Genomic DNA, 11320 nt, shown 5'->3' with positions numbered 1-11320 from the left:
GATGAATTTTTTCTGACAGCCCACCACCGCGCGGGCCTCAGCGACTGCCGACCCGCACTGTGTCGCCTTCGCGCCTCACCACGAAGCGTGGGTCGCGTTCGAGGAAGGCCTGCAGCGCACCGATGCGATGCGCATCGAGGCTGCCGGACAACCGTGCCGATGCCGCGCCTTCGTCCAGCACGCGCACCTGCACCAGGTTGTGCCGGTTGAAGGCAGCTGCTACCTCGTCCAGCCGCTCATCGAGGAAGGACACTTTGCGCTGCTGCCAATCCAGCAGCATCGACAGCGGCATGTCCACTGACTCGACGGCATGGCTTCGCGCATCGACCTGCACCACCCGGCCCTGCTCCAGCTGGGCCAGGCGGCGTGCACCCGCGCCCTGGCTCCAGACCTCGACCTCGCCGGAGACCACGCCGATGCGGGTGCTCTGCAGCCGTCGCGATACATCGAACACCGTGCCGATATCCCGGATCTCCAGGCCGTTCACTTCCACCTCGAACGGACGACGGTCGCGGGCGATGTCGAACGTGGCCTCCCCCTGCAGCAGCTCCACCTTTCGGCTGAACCAGCCCATGCGTACCCGCAGTCGGCTGTCCGCGTTGAGCCGCACCTGGGTCTGGTCGGGCAGCACCAGGTCGCGGAGTTCACCATGCCCGGCACTGTAGAGATGCTGGGTGGGCATCACCTGCGAAACCAGGCCCACGCCGATCAGGGCAACACAGGCCGCGGCAGAGACCATCCACCAGCGCACGCGACCGCGACGCAGCACGGCGCGGGGCGGCGCGTCCGAACGACCGAACAGCGGCACCACCTTGGCGGCGACCTGCCGCGGTGGCACCAGCGCCTCATCAGCCAACGGCGATTGCAGCGCCTCGCCCACCTGCCGGTGCAACGCGAGCGCGCGCATGTAGGCCCGAACATGCTCGGGCGAGCGCTTCATCCAGTCCAGGAACGCGACACGCCCGGCCTTGTCCAGCACCCCCTCGCGATTGCACAGGAACCAGTGCGCCGCCTCACGTGCGACCTCGTCGTCAGGCCTGCGTGATGGATACCGATTCATGTGAGCTCCCTGGCGCCCAGCGCCTTCCTGCAGGCGTCAAGCCCCTTGCCGATATGCTTGCGCACCATGTGCACCGACACCTGCAGCTGCTGGCTGATTCCCGGGCAGTCCAGCCCGTCGCGGTAGTGCAGCACCATCACCCGGCGCGTGGTCGCCGGCAACCGCGCGATGGTGCTGCGGATATCGTTCCAGCGCTGCGCACGCTCGAATTCGCGCTCGATGTCTTCTTCGCTTTTCAGCACTTCGGCCAGCAGATCGATGTCTTCCAGCGGCGGCAGCGACGACCGCACGCGGGCGTGCTCGCGCGCCAGGTTGGCCGCCACGGTGAACAGGTAGGCTTCCGGGTTCTCGACCGCGTCGGCATCCTCGCCGGTGCTGCGCAGCAGCCGCAGATAGACCTCCTGCGCCAGGTCTTCGGCATCTTCGCTGGCCGAACCGCGACGCAGGAAGAAGCCACGCAGCAGCCGGCGCCGCAGTTCGTAGCTCTTCTCCCAGATCCTCACGCTGTTCACGGCCGGCCAACCACCCCGAGGCTGGAAAGCCCAGCAGGGTGACCGCCATCGATGACAGTGGCGTTTCAACGACCGGCAGGCAGCCGCTAGAATGCCGCCCCTGCAATGTCCCGGCAGCCGGCACAAGGAGTGCCCAGCAATGAACGCACGCACCGCCATCCACACCTTCAGCAGCCTGCTGTTCCTGCTGCTGGTCGCCCACACCACCGCCTACCAGCAGCAGATGTGGCCGCCCAGCCGGGTCATCCATGTGCATCCGGTGATCGTCGCCCTCGCCTATGCACTGGGCGTGCTCACGCTGCTGCTGTGGATCGGCGGCGGTCGCGTACCAGAACCGGCCCAGCGTCTGGCGCGCTGGCTGCCCATCGTCGCCTGGTGCCTGCTGTGCGTCGGCGTGGCGGTCATCCCGATGTTCCTGCCTGGACTGTACCCGGCCTGATCAGCGGCGGTACGCAGTGCATCCGCGCATGATGCGGCGCCCGGCACCAACCCTTGCTTGCCTGAGACCCAAGCCGGGCCCGCCTATCGAAGCCGCGGGGCCAGGCCTACGCTTGTCTTCTCGGTGGCCGCCACGGTCGCCCTTCGCGTCACGGCATTGCCGTTGCGACCCCGCTCCAGTGCTGTGCGCCCTGATGGTGTTGTCGCTCAGGCAGACGTCCAAACGGCGCCCTCTGGAGACAGTCATGAACCAAGCCCTGATCCCCTTCGATACCGACCCGCTGGAAACGCGGGAGTGGTGTGAATCGCTGGAGGCGGTGATGCAGGCCGGTGGCCGGCCACGCGCGCACTACCTGATCGACCGGCTGAGCGATCTGGACGCGCAACAGCACGGCGACCTGCATACCCGCGCATGGACGGCCTACGTCAATACTATCCCGCCCGAACGCCAGCCGCCCTATCCCGGTGACCTGGCCATCGAGCGCCGCCTGAACGCGATGATCCGCTGGAACGCGATGGTGATGGTGCTGCGTGCAGGCAAGCACTCCAACGTAGGTGGCCACATCGCCACCTACCAGTCGGCAGCAGTGCTGTACGACGTGGGCTTCGATCATTTCTTCCGTGGCCGCACCGACACCTTCGACGGCGACATGATCTACATCCAGGGCCATTCCGCGCCCGGCATCTATGGTCGCGCCTACGTGGAAGACCGCATTGATGCGGCTCAGATGGACAACTTCCGCCGCGAAGCCGGTCGCGAGGGCCTGTCCTCGTATCCACATCCGCGCCTGATGCCGGAGTTCTGGCAGTTTCCCACTGTGTCGATGGGCCTGGGCCCGCTCACTGCCGCCTATCAGGCGCGCTACATGCGTTACCTCGAGTACCGCGGTCTGAAGCAGCACCAGGGACGGAAGGTCTGGGCCTTCCTCGGCGACGGCGAGATGGACCAGCCCGAATCGCTGGCGGCAATTTCCCTGGCCGGCCGCGAGCGGCTGGACAACATCGTGTTCGTGGTCAACTGCAACCTGCAGCGCCTGGACGGGCCGGTGCGCGGCAACGCCAAGGTTATCCAGGAACTGGAAGGCGCCTTCCGCGTGGCCGGCTGGAACGTGATCAAGCTGATCTGGGGCGGTGGCTGGGACGACCTGCTGGCCCGCGACCACAGCGGCCTGCTGCGCCAGCGCATGATGGAATGCGTGGATGGCGACTACCAGACCTTCAAGTCGCAGAGCGGCGCCTACGTGCGCGAGCATTTCTTCGGCCGCTACCCCGAGCTGCTGGAGCTGGTGGCGCACATGAGCGACGACGACATCTGGGCGCTGGCACGTGGTGGCCACGATCCGCAGAAGGTGTACGCCGCCTACCAGCAGGCGGTGGGCACCCACGGCCGGCCGACGGTGATCCTGGCCAAGACGGTCAAGGGTTTCGGCATGGGCGAAGCCGGTGAAGGCCAGAACATCAACCATCAGCTGAAAAAGATGAGCGCCGACGCGGTGCGCGCCTTCCGCGACCGCTTCAACCTGCCGGTCAGCGACGCCCAGCTGGAGGACATGCCCTACCTGCGTCCGGAACCGGGCAGCGCCGAAGCCATCTACTTCGCCGAGCGCCGCCGCATCCAGGGCGGCCAACTGCCGGCGCGGCTGGCGAAGGTCGATCCGCTGCCGATACCGCCGCTGTCGATCTTCAACGCCCAGCTGCAGGGCAGCGGCGATCGCGGCCAGTCCACCACCATGGGTTTCGTGCGCATCCTCACCCGCTTGCTGAAGGACCCGGAGCTGGGCAAGCTGGTGATTCCGATCGTGCCCGATGAATCGCGCACCTTCGGCATGGAAGGCCTGTTCCGCCAGATCGGCATCCATTCGTACCTGGGTCAGTTGTACACGCCGCAGGATGCGGGCCAGCTGAGCTACTACAAGGAAGCCAAGGACGGCCAGATCCTGCAGGAAGGCATCAACGAATCCGGTGCGATCTGCTCGTGGATCGCCGCCGGCACCGCCTACAGCAACCACGGCCTGGCCACGATTCCGTTCTACATCTTCTACTCGATGTTCGGCCTGCAGCGCGTCGGCGACCTCGCCTGGGCTGCAGCCGATGCGCGTACCCGGGGCTTCCTGCTCGGTGCCACGTCGGGCCGTACCACGCTGATGGGCGAAGGCCTGCAACACGATGATGGCCACAGCCACGTGCTCTCGTCGGTGATCCCGAGCTGCGTGTCCTACGACCCGACCTACAACTACGAGCTGGCGGTGATCATCCACGACGGCCTGCGCCGCATGTATGTCGAGCAGGAAGACATCTACTACTACATCACCGTACTCAACGAGAACTACCCGCAGCCGGCACTGCCCGAGGGCGCCGAGGCCGGCATCCTGAAGGGCATGTACCTGCTGCATCCAGCAGCCGCCGGCAACGCTCGGCAGCCACGCGTGCAGCTGATGGGCAGCGGCGCGATCCTGCGCGAAGTGGAAGCCGCGGCAGACCTGCTGCAGCAGGACTTCGGCATCGCCAGCGATGTGTGGAGCGCGACCAGCCTGACCGAACTGCGCCGCGACGGGCTGGCCGCCGAGCGCTGGAACCTGCTGCATCCGGCCGAGGCCCCGCGCGTGCCCTACGTGCAGCAATGCCTGCAGGGTCATGAAGGCCCGGTAGTGGTGGCCACCGACTACATGAAGATCGTCGGTGACCAGATCCGTCCCTTCATCAACGATCGCCGCTTCATCGCACTCGGCACCGATGGCTTCGGCCGCTCCGACACGCGTGAATCACTGCGCACGTTCTTTGAAGTGGATCGCCACTTCATCGTGCTGGCGGCCCTGAAGTCGCTGGCCGACGAAGGTCGCATCGAACGCTCGCGGATGCAGGAGGCGATCGACAAGTACGGCATCGACGCCGGCAAGCACGATCCGGCCGCGGTGTAAGGCGGCTGCGTTCACCAGGCCCGTTGTGCGAGCCTGGTGAACGCAGCATCGCTACGGCATCCGCTTGAACAGATTGGTCTGCAGGATCGGCGTGCCGTCGTGGCCGTAGAACGCCTTGGTCTCGGTCATCGTCGCCTGGTCATCGGCCACGGTGTAGATACGGGTGGAGGCCGGCGTACCGTGGTCCACCAACTGCATCACCAGCGTATTCGGGGCCGGCAGTTTCAGGTTTGCCTTGTCCGCGCCGTAGGTGCCGGACAAGGCACCCGGCGTGCCATCCAGCGCCAACGTGCCGTCGGACTTCATGGTCTTGCCGTCGTGCAGGACGATATCCACGTGTGAGCTCCAGCGGCCACCGCCGGCGTCCTTGAACTCCAGCACCACCTGCTTCGGACGCTGCGCCTCGGGTAGTGCCGAGGTCGCGGTGTCCAGCGACCAGCGCCCCAGCAGCGGCGACGGGGACGCTTCCACGGCCAGCGCCGACCCGGCCGGCAGCGAACACGCACACAACAACACAGCGGACAACAGCTTCATACGTTGCTCCGTTCCAGTGAAGAAGGTGCTGCGTGACGCGTTGTGGGGCGCAGCGCTTCGGATCGTGCACAGCATCGGGGCCCCGCACAAGGCAGGGCGCTGAACGCGCGGCAACCTCGTTCGCGCCTCCCGCGATTCAGGTCTGGCGGCAAGGCCTCATCACGTCCTTGTCGATACAGATCGTTACGTTATAACGTTGCACGCCTATTTCACGAGTCCTGCTATGCGTCGCCACCTGCTTGCTGCCGCCATCCTGCTCGCTGTCCACACCGCCCACGCTGCGGACGCGCCTACCCTTCCCACCCTCCAGGTCCAGGCCTCCCCGCCCTCGCGCGTCGACAGCCGGGTCACCGTCGACAATCCACAGGCGCAGAACCGTACCCTCGGAAGCCTGCTCGAACATGTCTCCGGCGTGCAGAGCAGCGCCTTCGGGCCGAACGCGGGCGCCCCGGTCATCCGCAGCCTCAGCGGCAACCGCGTGCAGATCCTGCAGGATGGCCAGTCCATTCTCGGCATGAACGCGATCAGCGGCGACATCAACATTCCGTTCGATCCACTGTTCGTGCGCAGCGTCACCGTCAACAAGTCCTCGGACGCCGTGCGCTATGGCGGCAATGCGATCGGCGGCAGCGTGGAGATCGATTCGGGCCTGGTCCCGCGCCGCATGGGAGACAAGGAGCAGTCGATGGAACTGATCCTGCGCAAGGGCTTCAATGCCGCCGACGCTCAGGGCTTCCGCATGAACTTCAACAACCAGCGCAACCTCTCGACCAACCTGCAGGTCTCGCGCCAGCGCATCTCGCACTACGACATCCCGGGCAACAGCAAGGCCGACGTCTGCAACACCCGCCTGTTCCCGCCGACCGGCGGCGTCAACTCGGCGCTGGCCGACAGCTGCCAGAAAGAGGCGCGCGTCCAGCAGATCTACAACAAGGCCTCGCAGCCGTACATCGACCAGTTCATGACCGAGAACCCGGACTGGGCCGATGGTGACTTTTCGTTCTACACCAACAACCCGACCTCGGTCTGGCAGCGCCGCACCTACATCAATCCGGCCAACCCCGCCTACGTGCCCGGCACACCGTCGTACGTGCAGAAGCAGATCAACAACGATGTCACGCCCGACTACCATCACCGGCTGGGCAACAGCTACGCACGCAACTCGCAGGTGGCCTTCGGGTCGACGCTGTTTTTCGACCGTGGCTACGTGGGTGTCAGCATCGATGCCAAGGACAGCGAGTACGGCGTGCCGGGCTTCTCGATGCAGAATCTGTCGTTCGGTTCGAACTATGCTGATGGCCTGCCGGTGGGCGTGGTGATCAAGCAGGAACGCTACGCGCTGGACGCCCTGCTGCGCGATCCGCTGCCGTGGTTCGAGCGCGCGGAGCTGCGAGTTTCCAGGCTGGACAACACGTCGGGCGAGCGCCTCGGTGCATCCAAGGCCAATGACTACGACTTCGAAAGCTCCCAGGCCGAGCTGCTTCTGAGCCATCAGCGCGTCGGTCCGCTCAGCGGCCTGCTCGGCTTCAGCCACCAGTCGCGCCAGGTCACCGGCAGCGGTTCACTGCGCTACCTGCCCGACGTCGACACCCGCAGCAACGCGGTGTTCCTGAAAGAGGCACTGGACGTCGGCTGGGCCACCTTCGATGCAGGTGTGCGCCACGAGCGCGTCGACCACGAGCTGCAGCCCAGCCGCTTCAGGACCGCACGCAACGCCGCCAATACCAAGCTGCAGGACCGTTCCTACCGGCTCAACAGCTACAGCGTGGGCTCCCGTGTCGAGCTCGGTCCTCTGTTCGCCGCCAAGGTGCGCTACGCATCCTCGCAGCGCGCACCGGAGATCAACGAGCTGTATGCCAGCAACGCACACTATTCGGTGATGACCCAGGAAGAAGGCAACCAGAACCTCAAGCCGGAGCGCGCGAAGAACCTGGAGCTGACCGGCCTGTTCCACATCGGCGGCTTCGAACTGTCGGCCACTGCTTACCGGATGAAGTACGAGAACTATCTCTACCTCGGCCATTCCGGCCTGCAGACCGCCAACCGTCTGCCGCTCAAGTACTGGAAGCAGACCGACACCACGGTGAAGGGTTTCGAGATCGACGCATCGCAGGCAATTGACCTGGGCCGCTATGGCACGTTGAACATCTCTGCCTTCGCCGATCTGGTGAAGAACAAGGCCGACCACCCCGATCCGCTGCGCGCCCACAACGATGGCGAGTACCTGCCGAACATGCCGACCAACCGCTACGGCGCCAACCTGCAATGGCAGCGCGAAGGCTGGAAGGCGCAGCTGTCGAGCACCTACTACGACACGCAGGAGTACCTCGGCCGCAACGTCAGCGAGGAGATCCCGCTGGATGCGTTCAACCTGGTTGACCTGCAGGTCAGCCGCGAACTGCCGGTGCGCAGCAGCTACATCGCCGGCATGGAAGTGTTCGTCAACGGCAGCAACCTGCTCAATGAGGAAGCGCGTCCACACAACTCGCCACTGAAATACATCGCGCCACTGCCGGGGCGGGGCTTCCAGGTGGGTGTGACGCTAAAGCTCTGAGGAGAGCCTGATTCGGCCACCATCCAGCGCTCAATGATCACTGGATGGCACGCCGGGACCCTGCATCCGTGCAAAGAAAAACGCCTGCAGATCGATGATCTGCAGGCGCTTCTTTGTATCTGGCGGAGTGAGAGGGATTCGAACCCTCGATAGAGCTTTTGACCCTATACTCCCTTAGCAGGGGAGCCCCTTCGGCCACTCGGGCATCACTCCGGGGTTTTCTCCGCGTCTGGTGCGTTGCACCTCAGCGGGGCGTGAATCATAACGTTAATCGAGTGCGAAGGTAAAGCGTTATTCGGCAGAATTTTCGCTACCGGTGCCACCGGCTTCATCACCACGCTGGATGCGCTGATAGATCTCTTCGCGATGCACAGCGACGTCCTTCGGCGCGGTGATGCCGATACGCACCTGGTTACCCTTGACGCCAAGCACGGTGACGCTCACCGAGTCTCCGATCATCAGGGTTTCGCCGACGCGGCGAGTCAGGATCAACATTTTTGTAAGTCTCCATGGAACCGTGTGGAAGGGTATCCCCCACCGGCTTGACGCTCCGTCAAGAAGCGCTACCACGACAAAGGGAAAAGATTCGCAATGGTACCGTCAGCCGTCCCGCTCCTACAAGGAGGGGGACGGCCAGGTTCATCACAGGCGGGGGCTGACCCATTCGACGACTGCAGCCAGCGCAGTGGCAAGGGCGGGCCCGTCCTCGCCACCACCCTGGGCGAGGTCCGGGCGTCCGCCGCCCTTGCCCCCGATCTGACCGGCGATATGGGACAACAGTTCCCCGGCCTTGACCTTGCCCATTGCGCTGCCGTTCACGCCTGCGACCAGGGCGGCCTTGCCGTCCTGGGCGCCGGCCAGCACGATCACCGCGTCGCCCAGCTGCTGCTTGAGGCGGTCCATGGCGTCACGCAAGGCCTTGGCGTCGAAGCCCTCCAGGCGGGCGGCCAGCACCTTCACGCCAGCAACCTCGACGGCCTGGCCGGACAGGTCGGCCGTGGCACCCGCAGCAACCTTGGCCTTCACGCCTTCCAGTTCGCGCTCCAGCTGCTTCTGGCGCTGGCCGAGGGCACGGATCTTCTCGACCACGTCGGCAGCGCTGCCACCGAGCAGCTCAGCGGCCTCGGCCAGGCGGGCCTCTTCGGCGTCCACGTAGTCCAGCGCGCCCTGGCCGGTGACGGCCTCGATGCGGCGCACGCCCGCGGAGACGCCACCCTCGGAGGTGATCTTGAACAGGCCGATGTCGCCGGTACGGTTGACGTGGGTGCCACCGCACAGCTCGGTGGAGTAGTCACCCATCTTCAGCACGCGCACCTGCTCACCGTACTTCTCACCGAACAGGGCCATCGCGCCGAAGTCCAGCGCTTCCTGCATGGCCATGGTGTGCACTTCGGCGGCGTTGTTGGCACGCACCTGCTGGTTGACCTTGCGCTCGATCACCGCCAGCTCTTCCGCGCTGATCGGCTGGAAGTGCGAGAAGTCGAAACGCAGGCGGTCCGGCGCGACCAGCGAGCCCTTCTGCTGCACGTGGGTGCCCAGCACTTCGCGCAGCGCGGCGTGCAGCAGGTGGGTGGCCGAGTGGTTGAGGATGGTGGCACCACGGCGCTCGCCATCGACCTGGCCGGACAGCACATCGCCGACCTTCAGGCCGCCTTCGGACAGGGTGCCGACATGGCCATGGAACTGGCCGGCGAACTTCTGGGTGTCTTCCACCACCAGGCGCACGCCGTTGCCGGTCAGCACGCCGGTGTCGCCGACCTGGCCGCCGGACTCGGCGTAGAACGGGGTCTGGTTGGTGATGACGATGACTGCGTCACCCGCATCGGCCGACTGCACCGGACGACCGTCCTTGAGCAGGGCCAGCACGCTCAGGCCGTCAGCCTGCAGGCGGTCGTAGCCCAGGAATAGGGTCGGGCTCAGGGTCGCCACCAGCTCGGCCGGCAGGGTCACGCCCCCCCCGAACTTGCCGGCGGCGCGCGCGGTCTCGCGCTGCTGCTCCATCGCGGCATCGAAGCCGGCAATGTCGACGGTCAGGTCGCGCTCGCGGGCGATGTCCTGGGTCAGGTCGAGCGGGAAGCCATAGGTGTCATACAGGCGGAAGGCGTCAACGCCCGGGATCACGCCATTGCTGGCCTTGCCGGCCACGTCCTCGAAGATCTTCATGCCGGCATCGAGGGTTTCGGCGAAACGCTCTTCCTCGGCCTGCAGCGCACGGGTGACAGTGTCCACCGCAGCCGGCAGTTCCGGATAGGCCTCGCCCATCTGCTCGACCAGCGTCGGCACGAGCTTGCTGAAGAACGGCTGGCGCACGCCCAGCATCCAGCCGTGGCGCAGGGCGCGGCGGATGATACGGCGCAGCACGTAACCCCGGCCTTCGTTGGACGGCAGCACGCCGTCGACGATCAGGAACGAGCAGGCGCGGATGTGGTCGGCAATCACGCGCAGCGACTTGTTCTCCAGGTCGGCGGTGCCGGTCAGCTCGGAGGCCTTGCGGATCAGCGCCTGGAACAGGTCGATCTCATAGTTGGTGTGCACGTGCTGCAGGATCGCCGCCAGGCGCTCCAGGCCCATGCCGGTATCCACGCATGGCGCCGGCAGTGGCACCAGGGTGCCGTCGGGCTGGCGGTCGAACTGCATGAACACCAGGTTCCAGATTTCGATGAAGCGGTCGCCGTCTTCATCCGGGGAACCCGGGGGGCCACCGGCGATATGGTCACCGTGGTCGTAGAAGATCTCGGTGCACGGGCCGCACGGGCCGGTGTCGGCCATCTGCCAGAAGTTGTCCGAGGCAAACGGTGCGCCCTTGTTGTCGCCGATGCGCACGATGCGCTCTTCCGGTACGCCGACCATGTCGCGCCACAGCTCGTAGGCTTCGTCATCGGTCTGGTAGACGGTGACCAACAGGCGTTCAGCCGGCAGCTTCCAGACCTGGGTCAGCAGCTCCCAGGCCCAGGCGATCGCGTCCTTCTTGAAGTAGTCGCCGAACGACCAGTTGCCCAGCATTTCGAAGAAGGTGTGGTGGCGTGCGGTGTAGCCGACCTGGTCGAGATCGTTGTGCTTGCCGCCCGCGCGCAGGCAGCGCTGCACGTCGGCCGCGCGCACGTAGCTACGCTTCTCCGCGCCAAGGAACACGTCCTTGAACTGCACCATGCCGGAGTTGGTGAACAGCAGGGTCGGATCATTGCCCGGCACCAGCGGCGCCGAGGGCACGATGGTGTGGCCTTTGCCCTTGAAGAATTCAAGGAAGTCGCTGCGGATCTGGGATGTCGTGAATTTGGCGGATGCGTTCATTGGGGGCTGGCAG

The 11320-nt window shown here is 65.6% G+C and carries 8 protein-coding genes and 1 tRNA gene; 3 read left to right on the top strand and 6 right to left on the bottom strand.

Features of this window, described 5'->3' with window-relative positions:
- Window positions 1–37 precede the first annotated feature (37 nt).
- Together ACM0O9_RS09930 and ACM0O9_RS09925 are read right to left on the bottom strand one after the other, a co-directional pair.
- Entirely contained in the window at window positions 38–1060 is a 1023-nt protein-coding gene (locus tag ACM0O9_RS09930) for a FecR family protein (RefSeq protein WP_065179453.1), read from the bottom strand.
- On the bottom strand, window positions 1057–1572 hold the full coding sequence (locus ACM0O9_RS09925; protein WP_065179452.1) for an RNA polymerase sigma factor: 516 nt from the start codon (window positions 1570–1572) through the stop codon (window positions 1057–1059). The genes ACM0O9_RS09930 and ACM0O9_RS09925 overlap by 4 nt, the downstream gene beginning before the upstream one ends.
- A gap of 139 nt (window positions 1573–1711) precedes the next feature.
- Between ACM0O9_RS09925 and ACM0O9_RS09920 the strand changes: the two genes are divergently transcribed.
- Complete coding sequence (locus ACM0O9_RS09920; RefSeq protein ID WP_065179451.1) at window positions 1712–2011, top strand: hypothetical protein; 300 nt, start codon at window positions 1712–1714, stop codon at window positions 2009–2011.
- A gap of 244 nt (window positions 2012–2255) precedes the next feature.
- Window positions 2256–4928 carry a pyruvate dehydrogenase (acetyl-transferring), homodimeric type gene (gene aceE / locus ACM0O9_RS09915; protein ID WP_414604189.1) on the top strand — a complete coding sequence of 891 codons (2673 nt, stop codon included), beginning with the start codon at window positions 2256–2258 and terminating at the stop codon, window positions 4926–4928.
- Between the two features lie 51 nt (window positions 4929–4979).
- Here aceE and ACM0O9_RS09910 read toward each other — a convergent pair whose 3' ends face one another.
- Window positions 4980–5462: a LuxR family transcriptional regulator gene (locus ACM0O9_RS09910; protein WP_065179449.1), complete on the bottom strand. Its 483-nt coding sequence runs from the start codon at window positions 5460–5462 to the stop codon at window positions 4980–4982.
- A 223-nt stretch (window positions 5463–5685) separates the two neighbouring features.
- Between ACM0O9_RS09910 and ACM0O9_RS09905 the strand changes: the two genes are divergently transcribed.
- Entirely contained in the window at window positions 5686–8016 is a 2331-nt protein-coding gene (locus tag ACM0O9_RS09905; RefSeq protein WP_414604190.1) for a TonB-dependent receptor, read from the top strand.
- Between the two features lie 120 nt (window positions 8017–8136).
- On the opposite strand, the gene ACM0O9_RS09900 is transcribed toward ACM0O9_RS09905, so the two are convergent.
- The 3 genes from ACM0O9_RS09900 to alaS form a co-directional block, all read right to left on the bottom strand.
- Window positions 8137–8229 (bottom strand) — tRNA-Ser (locus tag ACM0O9_RS09900).
- Window positions 8230–8307: 78 nt separating this feature from the next.
- Window positions 8308–8511, bottom strand: coding sequence for a carbon storage regulator CsrA (gene csrA / locus ACM0O9_RS09895; protein WP_004152909.1), 204 nt, complete (start codon window positions 8509–8511; stop codon window positions 8308–8310).
- Window positions 8512–8658: 147 nt separating this feature from the next.
- Window positions 8659–11307: an alanine--tRNA ligase gene (gene alaS, locus ACM0O9_RS09890; RefSeq protein WP_235645961.1), complete on the bottom strand. Its 2649-nt coding sequence runs from the start codon at window positions 11305–11307 to the stop codon at window positions 8659–8661.
- Between the last annotated feature and the right edge of the window lie 13 nt (window positions 11308–11320).

Origin of the sequence: Stenotrophomonas sp. FR012, from assembly GCF_047520565.2 — a bacterium.
Classification (GTDB): domain Bacteria; phylum Pseudomonadota; class Gammaproteobacteria; order Xanthomonadales; family Xanthomonadaceae; genus Stenotrophomonas; species Stenotrophomonas sepilia.
Note: the sequence above shows the minus strand (reverse complement) of the source record. Positions and strands in the feature narration are given on the sequence as shown.

What these genes read in the sequence shown, in the direction of transcription:
- ACM0O9_RS09930 (WP_065179453.1), bottom strand. Translation starts at nt 1,060, where the DNA reads ATGAATCGGTATCCATCACGCAGGCCTGACGACGAGGTCGCACGTGAG.
- ACM0O9_RS09920 (WP_065179451.1), top strand. Translation starts at nt 1,712, where the DNA reads ATGAACGCACGCACCGCCATCCACACCTTCAGCAGCCTGCTGTTCCTG.
- aceE (WP_414604189.1), top strand. Translation starts at nt 2,256, where the DNA reads ATGAACCAAGCCCTGATCCCCTTCGATACCGACCCGCTGGAAACGCGG.
- ACM0O9_RS09910 (WP_065179449.1), bottom strand. Translation starts at nt 5,462, where the DNA reads ATGAAGCTGTTGTCCGCTGTGTTGTTGTGTGCGTGTTCGCTGCCGGCC.
- ACM0O9_RS09905 (WP_414604190.1), top strand. Translation starts at nt 5,686, where the DNA reads ATGCGTCGCCACCTGCTTGCTGCCGCCATCCTGCTCGCTGTCCACACC.
- csrA (WP_004152909.1), bottom strand. Translation starts at nt 8,511, where the DNA reads ATGTTGATCCTGACTCGCCGCGTCGGCGAAACCCTGATGATCGGAGAC.
- alaS (WP_235645961.1), bottom strand. Translation starts at nt 11,307, where the DNA reads ATGAACGCATCCGCCAAATTCACGACATCCCAGATCCGCAGCGACTTC.